At 43.3% G+C, this 15217-nt stretch carries 10 protein-coding genes and 10 tRNA genes; 4 read left to right on the forward strand and 16 right to left on the reverse strand.

From position 1 onward, the window contains the following. Positions 1–113: 113 nt before the first annotated feature. Positions 114–2714, forward strand: coding sequence for a PepSY domain-containing protein (locus tag CYK47_RS04525; RefSeq protein ID WP_122899348.1), 2601 nt, complete (start codon positions 114–116; stop codon positions 2712–2714). A gap of 97 nt (positions 2715–2811) precedes the next feature. Here the strand turns inward: CYK47_RS04525 and CYK47_RS04530 are convergent, their stop codons facing one another. The 13 genes from CYK47_RS04530 to CYK47_RS04590 all read right to left on the reverse strand — a co-directional run bounded on the left by CYK47_RS04530 (position 2812) and on the right by CYK47_RS04590 (position 5577). Beyond that, the gene (locus CYK47_RS04530) at positions 2812–3267 is read right to left on the reverse strand and encodes a DUF2750 domain-containing protein (RefSeq protein WP_122899350.1); all 456 of its coding nucleotides are present in this window, start codon (positions 3265–3267) and stop codon (positions 2812–2814) included. Between the two features lie 67 nt (positions 3268–3334). Continuing rightward, positions 3335–3410: transfer RNA gene (locus CYK47_RS04535), tRNA-Val, on the reverse strand. 105 nt (positions 3411–3515) lie between these two features. Beyond that, positions 3516–3592: transfer RNA gene (locus tag CYK47_RS04540), tRNA-Asp, on the reverse strand. Positions 3593–3636: 44 nt separating this feature from the next. After that, positions 3637–3712: transfer RNA gene (locus CYK47_RS04545), tRNA-Val, on the reverse strand. 27 nt (positions 3713–3739) lie between these two features. Beyond that, positions 3740–3816: transfer RNA gene (locus CYK47_RS04550), tRNA-Asp, on the reverse strand. Between the two features lie 13 nt (positions 3817–3829). Then, a tRNA-Val gene (locus tag CYK47_RS04555) sits at positions 3830–3905 on the reverse strand. 53 nt (positions 3906–3958) lie between these two features. Continuing rightward, positions 3959–4035, reverse strand: a tRNA-Asp gene (locus CYK47_RS04560). A gap of 11 nt (positions 4036–4046) precedes the next feature. Beyond that, positions 4047–4122, reverse strand: a tRNA-Val gene (locus tag CYK47_RS04565). A 22-nt stretch (positions 4123–4144) separates the two neighbouring features. Then, positions 4145–4221, reverse strand: a tRNA-Asp gene (locus tag CYK47_RS04570). A gap of 46 nt (positions 4222–4267) precedes the next feature. Then, positions 4268–4344, reverse strand: a tRNA-Asp gene (locus CYK47_RS04575). 30 nt (positions 4345–4374) lie between these two features. Beyond that, a tRNA-Val gene (locus CYK47_RS04580) sits at positions 4375–4450 on the reverse strand. Positions 4451–4662: 212 nt separating this feature from the next. Further along, on the reverse strand, positions 4663–5187 hold the full coding sequence (gene elsL, locus CYK47_RS04585; protein ID WP_122899352.1) for a cell wall-recycling L,D-carboxypeptidase ElsL: 525 nt from the start codon (positions 5185–5187) through the stop codon (positions 4663–4665). Positions 5188–5190: 3 nt separating this feature from the next. Next, entirely contained in the window at positions 5191–5577 is a 387-nt protein-coding gene (locus CYK47_RS04590; RefSeq protein ID WP_122899354.1) for a YbaN family protein, read from the reverse strand. An 81-nt stretch (positions 5578–5658) separates the two neighbouring features. Between CYK47_RS04590 and CYK47_RS04595 the strand changes: the two genes are divergently transcribed. The 3 genes from CYK47_RS04595 to dapE all read left to right on the forward strand — a co-directional run bounded on the left by CYK47_RS04595 (position 5659) and on the right by dapE (position 8008). Next, on the forward strand, positions 5659–6507 hold the full coding sequence (locus CYK47_RS04595; RefSeq protein WP_122899356.1) for a DUF1853 family protein: 849 nt from the start codon (positions 5659–5661) through the stop codon (positions 6505–6507). Positions 6508–6622: 115 nt separating this feature from the next. Continuing rightward, entirely contained in the window at positions 6623–6763 is a 141-nt protein-coding gene (locus tag CYK47_RS04600; protein ID WP_122899424.1) for an entericidin A/B family lipoprotein, read from the forward strand. Positions 6764–6874: 111 nt separating this feature from the next. After that, entirely contained in the window at positions 6875–8008 is a 1134-nt protein-coding gene (gene dapE, locus CYK47_RS04605) for a succinyl-diaminopimelate desuccinylase (RefSeq protein ID WP_122899358.1), read from the forward strand. 48 nt (positions 8009–8056) lie between these two features. On the opposite strand, the gene CYK47_RS04610 is transcribed toward dapE, so the two are convergent. From CYK47_RS04610 to CYK47_RS04620, 3 genes are all read right to left on the reverse strand, one after another. Further along, positions 8057–8485 (reverse strand): hypothetical protein, encoded by a 429-nt coding sequence (locus CYK47_RS04610; protein WP_122899360.1) that lies wholly within the window; start codon positions 8483–8485, stop codon positions 8057–8059. A 9-nt stretch (positions 8486–8494) separates the two neighbouring features. Beyond that, on the reverse strand, positions 8495–13027 hold the full coding sequence (locus tag CYK47_RS04615; protein WP_122899361.1) for a hybrid sensor histidine kinase/response regulator: 4533 nt from the start codon (positions 13025–13027) through the stop codon (positions 8495–8497). An 87-nt stretch (positions 13028–13114) separates the two neighbouring features. Next, positions 13115–15166, reverse strand: a complete 2052-nt coding sequence (locus CYK47_RS04620; RefSeq protein WP_122899363.1) for a methyl-accepting chemotaxis protein — start codon at positions 15164–15166, stop codon at positions 13115–13117. Between the last annotated feature and the right edge of the window lie 51 nt (positions 15167–15217).

Raw genomic sequence — 15217 nt, forward strand, 5'->3', positions numbered from 1 at the left:
AATCTTGGAGGTTTTTTTATTCAAATGATAATGAGAATAAATATTAATACTTCACCTATTCTCTCTCTTCTTCAGCTATAATTTGTCCCATTCTTTCAGCCTCATTTTTCGTCATGTTAAAAAAAATCTTTTTCCAGATTCACTGGTTTTTAGGGATCACGGCTGGCTTAATCCTCTCCATTATGGGGGTAACGGGTGCGTTGTATTCTTATGAATCACAGATTTTAAAGTGGATCAATCAAGACAGCTATGTTGTTCAGGTGCAAAATACTGCACCACTAAGCCCTGCTGAAATCTATCAACGCTATAGCGCGGCTCATCCTGAAGCCCAGATCAATAGCATTACCGTTGCCAAAGACCCCAGTGCTGCTGCCAGTATTAATGTGGCGAAAGAAGGTGAAAGGCGCGGTCAAACTCAAATGCTCAACCCTTATGACGCCTCGGTATTGCCTGATATCCAAGGCAAAGAGGTGTTTCGCTTTATTGAACAATTACACCGTAATTTAACAGTAGGCCCTGTGGGCAAACAAATTACTGGCGCTTGTACTTTAATGCTAATCTTCTTTGTGCTGAGTGGTTTGTATTTACGCTGGCCAAAACGACATAGCATAAAGCAATGGTTATTTGTCAAACCGCAACTCAAAGGTCGCAACTTCCTGTGGGATTTACATGCAGTGGTGGGCACTTGGGTGGTGATTTTCTACCTCTTACTGGCATGCACAGGTTTGTACTGGTCATATGACTGGTGGCGTAATGGCATGTTTAAAGTATTAGGTGTCGAGCGTAGCCAACCTCAAGGCGGTCAAGGCGGTCAAGGCGGTCAAGGCGGTCAAGGCGGTCAAGGCGGTCAAGGCGGTCAAGGCGGTCAAGGCGGTCAAGGCGGGCGTAGCACAGAGCAAACCAGACGCAACGAACGTGCTGAGAAAATCACGCCTGAACAGATTAATATTGCCCTCAACCAAGGCTGGCAAGGTTTTGGTCAAGTCGGACGGGATTTCTCAACGCTCACCATTACGCTGCCTAAACGTGCAGATGGCGAAGTTTCAATGAGTTTCTTTGATGCCAATCCGCAACATGAACGCGCCCGTAATCATCTAAGCTTTAACTATCAAGACAATCGCATTAGCAAGCTTGAGCTATATGAAGATAAAAAGCTCAATGAAAAAATTATGAGCAGTATGCTACCTGTGCATCGTGGTAGCTTCTTTGGCCCAATTTACCAATTTATGGCCATGCTCGCTTCTTTAGCAATGCCGCTGTTCTTTGTGACAGGTTGGATGCTATATCTTAAACGTCGTAAACAAAAACGCTTAACTTTGGCTGCACGCCAAGGGGCAAGCACACATATTATAGACCCAGATCAAAAAGTATGGCTGATTACTTATGCCACTCAAACAGGCGTTTCAGAACAACTGGCTTGGCGCACAGCAACCAGCTTACAAGAGGCAAAAATCCCAACGCAAGTCAAAGCGGTACAAGATTTAACTGTTGAAGATCTTAAAAATACTCAGCATGTTTTATTTGTCGCAAGTACTTACGGTACAGGTGAAGCACCAGATTTAGCCAGCAGTTTTGCCAAAAAGCTATTAAATACCCAGCTAGATTTAAGCCACTTAAATTATGCTGTATTGGCTTTAGGTTCTAAAGAATATCCAGACAGTTATTGTCTGTTTGGTCATCAAATTGCAAAATGGTTACAAAACAATGGTGCTCAAGCAATGTTTGCGACCATTGAAGTCAACAACGCCAGCAATGCTGATATTGCGCTCTGGAACACTGCCCTTGCACAAAGCACTAATCTAGATTTAGCCAGTATGCAGGTAGAAAAAGTCTATGATGCTTGGACACTCAAAACACGTCTATTGCTTAATCCAAACAGTTTGGGCCAAGCTGCGTTTAACCTTGAACTGAGCACCACGCACGATATCAATTGGCAAGCAGGTGATATTGCAGAGATTCAACCAGGCAATAGCCCAGCACGTTTGCAAGCCTTTTTACAGCAGCATAAACTCACAGCAACAGCAGAGCTGCTACAGGCTTTACGTTATAAAGATCTCACTCAAAACGTCAATGGCTTTTTTAGCACCGACGAATTATTGAATGAGTTAAGTGACTTACCTGCGCGTGAATATTCTATTGCCAGTATTCCAAGTCAACAAATACTGCGTTTAGTGGTGCGTCAGCAGCACAATCATACAGAACTCGGCTTAGGCTCAGGTTGGTTAACGCAGCATCTAGAGGTGGGTGATGAGCTATTATTACGTATTCGTAGTAATCCATCTTTCCATTTAATTGATGATAACCGTCCAGCGATCTTTATTGGCAATGGTACTGGGATTGCAGGTTTAATGAGCCTCATTCAAGCACGAGTACGCTTGGATTACACCGAAAACTGGTTAATCTTTGGCGAACGCCAACGTGAGCATGACTTTTTCTATCAAAAAACCATTGAAGCTTGGCAGACCACAGGTATGCTCAGTCGTTTAGATTTAGCCTTCTCACGCGATCAAGCTCAAAAAGTCTATGTCCATCATAAACTGCGTGAACAAGCTGCAGAATTAACTGCTTGGATTGAAAAAGGTGCTGTAATTTATGTGTGCGGTAGCATTCAAGGTATGGCCAGCGATGTTGATGCTGCATTAATTGATATTTTAGGTGAAACGACTGTTGATCAATTACGTGAAACAGGACGTTATCGTCGTGATGTCTATTAATCTTTAAACTAAAAAACCGAGGCTCAGGCTTCGGTTTTTTTATTGCTTTTTTTAATCCGCGCATCTAGCCTCAAGAGTACGGCACAGGTTGAACCATTTAATCATGCAAACGAATTTTACGTGCTTTAGGTAAACCTGCTGTCCTAAATTGTTGTGGCTGCAAACGCTCTAATTCATACAAATAGTTTTTTAAATCCGTTAACAACTGTTTAGGTTGCACAACAACATGCTGACCATCCGCAGCCAAATTTAACGATAGGTATTTTTGCTCTCGTGCTAATACAGGAATAATTTTATAAATCAGCTCTTCTAATGAAATTGGAAACACCCGATAATTGGGCCAATAGCCAATCACAGGTTTAATGAAGGAAGGATGCTGCCACAAAGCCAAAGCTTGCTGTGTACCAGTGCCTGACCATGCCCACTGCTGCTGAGAATTAATTAAGGCCATGACTTGCTGCTGCGCCACTAAGGCCAAAACAAACTGTTGATAAATCAAAGCTGCAGGAGCTGCTAAAAGCGTAGATACAGGAGATTCAGATGAGGGCTGCATAATTTTGCCAAAGGCAGAAATAAAAAAACCCTACATAAGTAGAGGCCATTGTTTATTTTAAAATATATGGTGGGCGCTGACGGGATCGAACCGCCGACATTCTGCTTGTAAGGCAGACGCTCTACCAACTGAGCTAAGCGCCCTGAGGAATAAAAATAACATCGTTATCTTTATGACGCAATACAAACGCAGTGCGTAGTCTTGATGCTAACTTAAAGTCTCAGGAATTTAAGCTAGTTTAAGATAAATGGCGCAGCGGACGGGACTCGAACCCGCGACCCCCGGCGTGACAGGCCGGTATTCTAACCAACTGAACTACCGCTGCATCACAATGTTTCCTAGGAAACATAACCAATATCTTAAAAGATATGGTGGGCGCTGACGGGATCGAACCGCCGACATTCTGCTTGTAAGGCAGACGCTCTACCAACTGAGCTAAGCGCCCTTAAAGGGTGTTAATTATTCTTTGGGATGGCGCAGCGGACGGGACTCGAACCCGCGACCCTCGGCGTGACAGGCCGATATTCTAACCAACTGAACTACCGCTGCATCACAAAAAATATGGTGGGCGCTGACGGGATCGAACCGCCGACATTCTGCTTGTAAGGCAGACGCTCTACCAACTGAGCTAAGCGCCCTGATTTCAGATTGTCAATCTATTCGGTTCAGGAACCGAGTGTTCATCTTAAAATGGCGCAGCGGACGGGACTCGAACCCGCGACCCTCGGCGTGACAGGCCGATATTCTAACCAACTGAACTACCGCTGCATCAAAAGATGTGGTGGGCGCTGACGGGATCGAACCGCCGACATTCTGCTTGTAAGGCAGACGCTCTACCAACTGAGCTAAGCGCCCTCAAAAGTTTTACTGTGTTAAATGGCGCAGCGGACGGGACTCGAACCCGCGACCCTCGGCGTGACAGGCCGATATTCTAACCAACTGAACTACCGCTGCATCTACACAATATTACGATTGTGGCAAGCAATGTTTAATCAATAAGTGGCGCAGCGGACGGGACTCGAACCCGCGACCCTCGGCGTGACAGGCCGATATTCTAACCAACTGAACTACCGCTGCACTTAAATTAATTAAACGCTGAAAAGGATTTGGTGGGCGCTGACGGGATCGAACCGCCGACATTCTGCTTGTAAGGCAGACGCTCTACCAACTGAGCTAAGCGCCCTTTTCAAAACGTTTCATCGCTTGATGAGGTGCATTATAGAGAAACTTTTGGGTGTGTCAAACGCTTTTCTACAAGTTTTTCGCTTTTTTGCATTGAATGATTAAAAAATAAGTTATTTTGACCAAAAAAAGTAAAAATCGTCTAACTTTCACCCAAATATTTAATTCTTGTAGATTTTTTTAAGCAGTATTTGCTTCAGATTTTTAGCATTGCTAAAAAAATGAGGCGCTCAAACTGTCTTTGGTGCATATTTTCTCAGCCGAGATATAGACCAAAGCATTCAGATCGACTAAATCATATAGTTCAACCACATCATCATTACGCATACGAATACAACCATGCGATAGCGGTACGCCCATCGCCTCAGTCTCTGGCGTGCCATGAATATAGATATAACGTTTAAAGGTATCTACACCCTCGCCCAAATTAAAGCCCGGCTCTAAACCTTGTAGCCACAAAATCCGCGATAAAATCCAGTCACGCTCAGGAAACTCAGCTGCTAAATTGGCATCATAAATTTCACCTGTGGGCACACGCGCTTTAAATACAGCATTCTTAGGCTGATCATCGCCAAACTTTTGCGCAATCTTATGCCAACCACGCGGTGTTTTACCGCTATTTTCAGTTTCACCAATGCCATTTTTACCTGAAGAAATCACATAACATTTACCCAATTTTGGCAAGCTTAAGGTTTGTTCAGCCAAATCAATGAACACATCTGCATCGTGTATTTGCATGAATTAAGTCTCTTTTACACCAACTAAGGAAGAACGCGGTTCTGGTCGTAGCCACAACCAGATGGCCACCGTTAACATGGTCAGGTTGGTAAATACTTTGACCCAAAAAGGTGCTGGGGTAAACAGCATTACAATAGCACTGACTAACATCATGATCGATGCCCACCATTTGGCCTGACGTGGCACAGTGCCATTTTCACGCCAAGCACGAATGGTGGGGCCATATTTGGGGTGTTTTAACAGCCAAGCATCCATTTGTGGCCAACCTTTTGATGCAGCCCATGCGGCTAAAATTAAAAATACCGTGGTCGGCATCCCCGGTAACACCGCACCAATACCCGCTAAGATGACAAAAATCACCACCAAAGCGCGCCAAAATAGGGTCTTCATTGCACGGTCCTACAACTGTCATTGGGCTAGTATAAAGTGTAATGTAGAGCAATTGTGCTGTTTTACCCAAGGAATGTTGTCATGCAGCTGCAACTCGTTGAACCATGGTTGCAATTTTCAACCCCGATTGTGCGTCAACTTGGTTTTGCCATCGCCAGTCATAATATTGTGCGCCAGATCCCACAAGAACTTGTTTTAGAAAACCATTTTGAATTACATCCAGATCAGCTATGGCAGCAGCATTTTTTAGATTATTTGCCAAAACTCAAACAGCTTGATACCCAGCCGCAGCCTTTGTTAGATTTTGTTGCCAAGCTAAAAAGCACCCGTTTAGGCTTACGCTTTGAAATGCTCATCTGGTTTTGGTTATTAGATGCTGCTTATCATCCTTATCAATTGTTGGGGTATAGCATTCAAATGATTGATGGGCCACGCACGCTTGGCGAATTAGACTTTTTGATTTTAAATCGCGATCTAAAACGTATTGAACATTGGGAAATTGCGGTCAAATATTATTTGGCTGAATATGACTATAGCCTACAGCACTGGTATGGACTCAATCGTTCTGATCGTTTAGCACGTAAGCTGCAACACTTTACCCAAAAGCAATTTCAGTTCCAACACGCCTTACAACACGACATTGAAGCACGTTTTTGTATGCTAAAAGGTCAGCTGTATTTGCCTGAACATACAGCATACCCACTCCCTGCTTGGGTGAATCCAACACGGCGTTTAGGTCAGTGGGGACATCATATTCCTGCTGCACAGTTGGACTATTACCGTTTACAACGCCATGAATGGATTTGTGCCAATGCCACGCCAAGTAGTGCAACTGCACTTTGGTGGACAGATGGCTTATATAAAATGCGCAACACCGAGCAGTATTATATGTACCGTCAAGCCCCATATTTAAGTCGCAGTATTGTTTAAATTTTACACACTATTACATTTCACTACACAATGTTTATATTTTTTTTATAAAGCCAAACTTAAGCTCAATTGAGCAAAAACAGCTTAAAAATAATGTCCACAGATGGAGCTTTCTATGAAAAAAATACTTGCTGCCACACTGCTTGTTAGCTTTGCTTTAACGGGGTGTAATACCTTTAAGGGCGTCGGCAAAGATGTCTCTAAAGCGGGTCAAGGTATCACCAAAACTGCAGAACGTACTCAAGACAAAATGTAAGCCAATCGCTTGAAAAAAACCTTAATTATTTAAGGTTTTTTTCATTGCTAACTTCGAATATATCTATGATTCCCCTATTATAGTTGCACTTTCTCCATAGATTTTAGCCCCATGCAACCCTCAGAAACTCTAGAACTCAGTCTACAATTATTACGCCAACCTTCCGTCACTCCTCTCGATCATAGCTGCCAAGACATCATGGCAGAACGCTTAGGTAAAATTGGCTTTAACATTGAAACCATGCGTTTTGAAGATGTTGATAACTTATGGGCTCGACGTGGTAACCAAGCGCCAGTATTTTGCTTTGCAGGTCATACTGATGTAGTACCTACAGGGCATTTAGACGCGTGGAATTCTGACCCATTTTTACCCGAAATTCGTGATGGTAAGCTCTACGGTCGTGGTAGTGCTGATATGAAAACCGCTTTGGCTGCGATGGTGGTGGCTTCTGAACGTTTTGTGGCGAAACATCCACACCATAAAGGTTCTATTGCCTTTTTAATTACCTCAGATGAAGAAGGCCCCTCAATCAACGGTACAGTAAAAGTGGTGGAAACTTTAGAAGCGCGTAACGAAAAAATGACCTGGTGTCTAGTGGGTGAACCCTCTAGTACCAATACCTTAGGCGATATTATTAAAAATGGTCGTCGCGGTTCGTTAAATGCCAAAGTAACTGTAAAAGGTAAGCAAGGTCATGTGGCTTATCCGCATTTGGCAATTAACCCTATTCACACTGCCTCTAAAGCCTTAGCTGAACTTTGTGACACGGTATGGGATCAAGGCAACGAATACTTCCCTGCCACTTCATTCCAAATTTCTAATATTAATGCAGGTACAGGTGCAACCAATGTCGTGCCGGGTAGCATGAGCATTTTAATGAACTGGCGTTATTCCACTGAAGTGACAGCGGATGAATTAAAAGCACGCACGCTTGAAATTTTACAGCGTCACCATGTGGACTATGAAATTGAATGGACCTTATCAGGTCTGCCTTTCTTAACCCCAGTCGGTGAATTGGTCAATGCAGCAAGCCAAGCCATCCAAGAAGTTACAGGCACACAAGCGGAGCTTTCGACCTCAGGTGGTACCTCAGATGGTCGCTTTATTGCACCAACAGGGGCTCAAGTGCTTGAGCTTGGAGTACTTAATGCCACGATTCACCAAATTAATGAACATACCGATGTGTGTGACTTAGAACCTTTAGCAGAAATTTACGAGAAGATTCTCGAAAAATTATTGGCTTAATTCAGTCGCATCTAGCAAAAAAGGAACGCCATTGCGTTCCTTTTTTATTTATAGCATTAAGCTTTTTTCTATAGCGGCTAAATTAGGCACATGAAACACCTGTTCGCCCACTTGCACATATTGAAAGACTTCTTCTGGGCGCAGCGATTGTTCACAATCGACCACCTCAGAAATACGTAAGCGCATACTTTGCGGCATTTCATTGCACATCAAGGCAAAACGTTGGCGACTGTCCTCACCTTCAATCACCAAAGCCACGCCTTTGCTGTGACTGGGATGATGAATCGCATAGACTGGCAACTGAGTATCATGCCAATCTATAGTGGTCACGTTAGTCGGACTATCTAGCGCCGATAACACAATATTTTGTGGCAGCAACATAGCAGGCTGCTGATAACATTCAATGATATAAGTGTCAATAAAACCCGTTGATACCGAAATTAAATGCTGTAGCTCTTGCTGATTAACCTCTTGCATAACAACTCCTTAAGCAGACGCGAGCAAAAGTTGCTGAATATTCTCCAACAAATCTGCTTCTTGGAATGGTTTACCCATGTAATGATTCACGCCTAAACTAAAGGCGCGTTCGCGATGTTTTTCGCCCGTACGTGAGGTAATCATAATAATAGGCAGGTCTTGATGCAGATCGTGGTGACGTACCAAATTCGTCACTTCAAAACCATCCATACGCGGCATTTCAATATCGAGTAGCATCAGATCAGGACGATGATTTTCTAACTGCTCCATGGCATCGACACCATCTTTGGCAGTCATGACCTCATAACCATGACGCTCTAACAGACGCGAGGTAACTTTACGCACGGTCACAGAGTCGTCCACAATCATAATCAAGCGGCTTTGCTTGGCTTGTTCAGACAGGTCACGACTTGGCACTACCGTTTCTTTGTCACGCAATGAGGTTTGAATCTGACGAGCAATGTTTTGACCATCTAAGATTAAGCACACCTGACCATCACCTAAAATCGTCGCACCTGCAATCGAACCGACTTTAGAGAATTGCTGACCGATAGATTTGACCACAATTTGCGAACGTGAACCAATCAGTTGGTCAACCAATAAAGCGATACTTTGTCCAGCACTGCCTTTAATGAGCAATACTGGTAACGCATGTGCAACATGCTGCAAGCGCGGTGCATTTTGGTTACCCACAAATTCAGCTAAATAACGCAATTTATAATCAACATGGTCAATGCTAAAGTAGTCTTTGTCGCTGGCAAAATATTGCTCTAGGGCACTTGGCGCAATACGCACAATACGGTCAATTTGTGCCAATGGTAGGGCAAATTGTTGATCACCTACTTTCACCATTAAGGCATCACTAACCGCCACAGTAGTTGGTACACGAATACTGAAGGTTGTACCTTCACCTAATACCGATTCAACGCTGATGTTGCCGCCTAGTTCGCGAATCTCACTTTGCACCACATCTAAACCCACACCACGACCTGAAATCTGGGTGACTTGTTGGGCGGTACTAAACCCAGGGTGGAAGATAAACTGAATAATTTCTTGTTCATCTAATTGTTGCTTGCTGCCAATTAAACCCAAACTTTCTGCTTTGGCGCGGATCTTTTGGGCATCAATTCCCTTACCATCATCACTAAAGGTCACGACGACATCAGTGCCTTGACGGCTAATGTTAAGCTCAATTTGCCCCACTTCAGGTTTGCCCAATTGCATACGCTCTTCGCTGCTTTCAATCCCATGATCGACCGCATTACGCAGCATATGTTCAAATGGCGTAATCAAGCGCTCTAAAATGGTACGATCCAGCTCACCTTCGGTGTTATACACCACCAGCTCGGCAGGACGGTTTAAGGCGGCAGAAGTACTGCGTACAATACGTTGTAAACGTGGCAACATCCCCGTAAATGGCACCAAACGGGTACGCATTAAGCTTTCTTGAATTTCCGATTGAATACGCGATTGTTGTAATAACAAGCCTTCGGCATCACGGATTTTTTCGGCTAAGGTCACTTTAAAGTCGACCAAATCCGAGGCCGATTCACTCAGTGATTTGGATAGTTGATTCAAGGATGAATATTGATCCATTTCTAAGGGATCAAAATCAGCATGGATTGAGTTTTCATCTTGACTATGCTTGGCGATAATTTGCGTTTCTAGCTCACCCTCCATACGACGCAACTGATCGGCAAGACGGTGAATGGTTAAATCCATTTCATTCAGATAGTTGCCCAACTGTGCCAAATCCATCTCAATACGCGAGCGGTTAATCGAGTTTTCACCCGAAAGATCAATCATTTTTTCAACCAAATCGGCTGAAATACGAATCATCTCATTGCTGTTATCGCTTTGCTTGGTTGCTGGCCATTCACCCTGCATCGATGGTGGGCTAGTGCCATCACCTTCAATCCATTGTGCTTCGGGTTGTGGGCTAAAGAAGTCCACTTGCGTGGCATGCGTTGGCAATTTAACTGTGCTGTGGGCATATTCAATGCTGGCTAAGCGCTTCGCCAAAGTCTCGACATGGCTGTAATCACGCTCATAAATCGCCCCTTTTAGCCATGCTAAGGTACTTTGTAAGAGGCTGTCGTGAATATTGGAGCTAATCTGATGCACCGCAAATTGCTCAAATACGGTTTCTAATTCATAGGCAATTTGCACAATCGGCTCAATCTCGGCCATACGTGCACCGCCTTTTAAGCTATGCGCTGCACGTTGCAACTGTAACAGTAAACTACGGTTACTGCGTTGCTCAAACCAGAAACTTAATAAAGTTTCTGTACGCTCTAGCACTTCATAAGCTTCTTCATAGAAACTTTGTTCAACAATTTCTTCTAGGCTTAACTCACGCTGTGGCTCTAGCAACGCATCAGTGACGTCTAACAAGGCCAAACTGTCAAGCATATCGTCTTTGACTGGCTTAGCTTGGCTTGGCTGCTGCGTAATACTGAGCTGATCATCTTCAAGCAGCACTTGCATCGCTTTAGCTTCAACAGCTTCAACAGCTTCAACAGCTTCAACAGCTTCAACAGCTTCAACAGCTTCAACAGCTTCAACAGCTTCAACAGCTTCAACAGCTTCAACAGCTTCAACAGCTTCAACAGCTTCAACAGTATTTTGCGCTTGCTGCGTCGAACTTGCCAGTGCTTGTTGGTCAATTTGAGTTGCACCTGTTTGCGCTTGTGCTAATTCTTCGATATTGACCAAAATATCCACTGCATTTTGCGCAGGATAATCAATATGTTGTGTTCTAATCAGCTCTAAACGTTCAGCAATATTATCCTGTACCAACTGGATAATTTTGATCATATCTGCGCTGACTTTAAGCTTGCCTTGAATGACACGCTCATAAATGCTTTCTAACTCATGCGCAATCAAACCAATATGGTTGGCTTGTACCATATTGGCACCCCCTTTGAGGGTGTGCAAATAGCGCATTAGATTATTTAAAGCTGCTGCATCTTGTTGTTTTACCCAAGTATTTAAGTCTTGATCAATACCTTCAAACAGCTCATCAGCTTCTTCTAAGAAGATATCTAATAAATCTAAATCGAAGTCACTGTTGCTGTCACTAGAATCAATTTGACTACGGTCTTCAGCCAAACGCTGCGATAAAGCTGCAAAGTCGATGGCACTTTTATGTAAGTTTAATTCTGGTAAATCATTAAAGCTGACCAGTTGTTCGACTTCATGATCAATAAAGTCATGCAATTGCTGTAATGCTGTTTGCGCAGGCGGTGACAACACCACGCGTTGACCTGAAGCCAAAGTATCAAATAAGTGAATAAACTCAACATGTGCTTGATTAAACAGCGCTTCAGCATAACTTAAATTGAGTAATTCAGGTTTATTCCACAATTTGCTATAGGCACTTTTGAGTGCTAAAGCATATTGATGAATGCCCACCGCAGCACGGTTATCGGTGTGTAAACTTAAGCGCTCTGCTTGTTCAGTTAAGGTTTGTAAATAGGCAGGGAAGTTAAGCTGTGCACGCTGGATAAAGTCCAGTTCGGTATCAAGTAATAAATCAATATCCAGTTGTAATAACTGCGCCACTAAGCCATGTGGATTATCTTGTTCATTCATTGGCACGAGACGACCATACAAGGTCCACGCTGCCTCAAATTCACGGCTGACCGCAGCACAACGTCGTTGATCTTGTGTGCGTAAGGCAGGTAAATAATGGCGAATAAAGTCAGCGTATTGTTGTAATAATTTGGTTTCAGCTGAGGTCGATACTACATCTTCTTGCAACAAGAAGCTTTTAAATAGTTTTTCGACTTTGGCACTGGCACTAAAGATGTCATCAATTTGTGCCATCGATGAGCTACCGCGCAAGGTATGTAAAGCACGAATTAAGGCATTATAATCATCGGCACTATTGGCTGCGGCATCTCGCAAGAAACGGTCAATGGTGGCTAAGTGTTCTTCTGCTTCTTCAATAAATACCTGTAAGGTTTCCGCCAAGTCATAGGCCATATCCAAGCTTGCTGTGCTGCTCGATAGCATCAGCTCAGTATGGCTTGCAATTTCTAAACCTGTGGTTGTATCTTTTGCAATTCGACTTTGAATTAAATTTAATAATTCTGGATGAATGTGCTGTTGTTGTTGTAATTGCTGACCCAACATAATTAATGGGCGTACATCATGCGCCAAGGCTTGAGCGTGTTTAAAACACGGATAAAGTTTGGCTTGGTAAAACTCAAAAACATATTGGCTATAGCGACGGACTGTGGCAGTTAAGTCAATATTATCTGCCAACACACGGTTTAAGGTATCCTCCACCGCCCACGCTAACTCGCCTGCCTGTAACGCACCCACCATGCGTCCAGAGCCTTTTAAGGTATGAAAATGGCGTCGAATTTCTACCAACAATTCAGGTTGATTCGGCCAATCTTGGAACAAAACCTGCAGTTCCTGAAAAATTTCTTCAATTTCTTCAACAAAAATCTCAAGAATTTCTGCATCTTGTTGAAGATAACTGTCTTCTGGAAGCGTCATCGGGGCAACTAAATTTTTTAATATTTCTTTCATAGCTCAGCTTCTTAAGTTCTACCCTCACTCGAGACAAACACAGGGCCAATAGCTTGGAGACTTAAAGGTTTAAGTCTCCGCTATGGTTTATTCTGGTAATTTAAAGTCAGTTACAGATTCACGTAATGACTCGGCCATGCTTGCCAACTCCGACACCGAACGAGCGGTATCAAAGGTTGCACTGGTTGTCTGTGAAGTAATTTCTTGTACAACGTTCATGGTGGTTGCAATATGACCTGCTGATGCTGACTGTAATTTTGCTGCATCCGAGATATTGGCAATCAGCTTCGCTAAGTTGCTGGACACCGTTTGAATCTCACCCAAAGCCACACCCGCATCTTTGGTTAAGTTGGCACCTTTTACCACTTCTGAGGTGGTTTGCTCCATCGAAATCACTGCTTCGTTGGTATCGGTTTGAATGGTTTTTACTAAAGTTTCAATCTGCTTGGTGGCAGAGGCTGAACGTTCTGCGAGACGCTGAACTTCATCGGCAACCACAGCAAAACCACGCCCTGCTTCACCCGCCATCGAAGCTTGAATTGCAGCATTCAGTGCCAAGATGTTGGTTTGGTCGGCAATATCGTTAATTAAAGCAACGATGTTTCCAATCTCTTGTGATGATTCACCCAAACGTTTAATACGTTTTGAGGTTTCTTGAATCTGTTCACGAATAATATCCATACCTTGAATCGAACGCTGTACCACATCAGCACCATTCGATGCAATTTGTACCGAACGTTCAGCAACCTGTGCTGATTCGGAGGCGTTAGAAGATACTTCATCAATCGAAATTGCCATTTCGTTAATTGCAGATGAAGCCCCCGCAATTTCTTGCGCTTGATGTTCAGATGCTTCTGCTAATTGGTTGGTAATGTGTTGCGTGTTGGCAGTATATTGCGCAACCTCTTGTGAGGTTTCGTTAATACGCGATACCAAGTCACGTAGTTGATCAATGGCAAAGTTAATTGAGTCGGCAATTGCACCCGTGAAGTCTTCCGATACCGTCGCATAAGAACGTAAGTCACCATCGGCAAGGTCGGCAATTTCATCTAATAAACGTAAAATTGCGTTTTGGTTACGGTCATATTCTTCTTGTAAACGTGCAACGCGCTGTTTATCCGCTTCACCACGTAAAGTCAGGAGTTTAAATACACCTACCAAGAAGCCGATTAAAGCTAAAATTAAACCAACAGCTGGAATCCATAAGCCTAATGATGAGCTGCTTGATAGCTGCTTTAAGTTATTCAATAGCGGCGTGGATTCATTATAAATCACGCTTGACGCTTGACGGACTTTACCAATTGGCTCGGCATTTTTTTGTACAACACTTGCCGTACTCGCCACCACTTGGTCATATTCAGCTTTAATATTGGTTAAAGCAGCACGCAAATTGGTATCTTCAACACGCGCCACACCTAAAGCTGCATTGCCGTTGAGCTGACCATTTAAAAATGCAGCAAAATTACGTACATCGCTGCTAAAGTCTTCTGCTGAAGCATTCGAGTTCTCTGAACCGTTCATTAAACTGTTCATTGAGTTTAAAATGCGTTCTGCTAAAAAGACTTGGTTTTTAGCAATAGCAATTTGGCTACCTGCACTACCCTGACGCGACATTTGCTCAATAATTAAATTGTATTGGGCTTGAATACTCGGAATGGTTTCGGTTAACGCTAAGTTAGCATCATACAATTGATTAATGAGCGGCTGCTGCGCGGTAATCACATCGACATTACTGGCAACTTTTGCCCAACTGGCCTCTACATTTTCTAAAGCATCACGATTGCCATGGCCGCTTTGCACACGATCTAAATGCCCAGCAAACTCCTCTTTGGCCAGCCCCAGTTGTTTTAATGCTTCTGGTGTTCCAGCTGAAGTCGTCATAGCCGCCTGATTAGGCAAAGTTTGCGATAACAAACGTAATTCACCTAAACTTTGTGTATAGGCATTATTTTTTGGTACGCTATAGAGCAAATAAGCTAAAAACACTAAAGCCAAGAGCAAGCTAAATGCAGCAGCGTAAATATAAGGTTTTGACTTTTCACTATCACCAAAGAAGCGTGACACCTCATCTACGTGGTCTTGAACTTTATTAAATAGTCCATCCCCATCGCTTGCACTTTTTTTAATCTTAAAGCCCATGCAGCTTCTCCCAATTGCGTGTACGTCTCACTTAAATTTAGACGCTTAAAT

Source organism: Acinetobacter sp. B51(2017) (assembly GCF_003711395.1).
In the GTDB taxonomy this organism is placed as follows: Bacteria; Pseudomonadota; Gammaproteobacteria; order Pseudomonadales; family Moraxellaceae; genus Acinetobacter.

Coding starts and splice junctions, on each gene's coding strand:
- CYK47_RS04525 (WP_122899348.1), top strand. CDS start 114: ATGTTAAAAAAAATCTTTTTCCAGATTCACTGGTTTTTAGGGATCACG.
- CYK47_RS04615 (WP_122899361.1), bottom strand. CDS start 13,027: ATGAAAGAAATATTAAAAAATTTAGTTGCCCCGATGACGCTTCCAGAA.
- CYK47_RS04590 (WP_122899354.1), bottom strand. CDS start 5,577: ATGAAGACCCTATTTTGGCGCGCTTTGGTGGTGATTTTTGTCATCTTA.
- dapE (WP_122899358.1), top strand. CDS start 6,875: ATGCAACCCTCAGAAACTCTAGAACTCAGTCTACAATTATTACGCCAA.
- CYK47_RS04620 (WP_122899363.1), bottom strand. CDS start 15,166: ATGGGCTTTAAGATTAAAAAAAGTGCAAGCGATGGGGATGGACTATTT.
- CYK47_RS04530 (WP_122899350.1), bottom strand. CDS start 3,267: ATGCAGCCCTCATCTGAATCTCCTGTATCTACGCTTTTAGCAGCTCCT.
- elsL (WP_122899352.1), bottom strand. CDS start 5,187: ATGCAAATACACGATGCAGATGTGTTCATTGATTTGGCTGAACAAACC.
- CYK47_RS04595 (WP_122899356.1), top strand. CDS start 5,659: ATGCAGCTGCAACTCGTTGAACCATGGTTGCAATTTTCAACCCCGATT.
- CYK47_RS04610 (WP_122899360.1), bottom strand. CDS start 8,485: ATGCAAGAGGTTAATCAGCAAGAGCTACAGCATTTAATTTCGGTATCA.
- CYK47_RS04600 (WP_122899424.1), top strand. CDS start 6,623: ATGAAAAAAATACTTGCTGCCACACTGCTTGTTAGCTTTGCTTTAACG.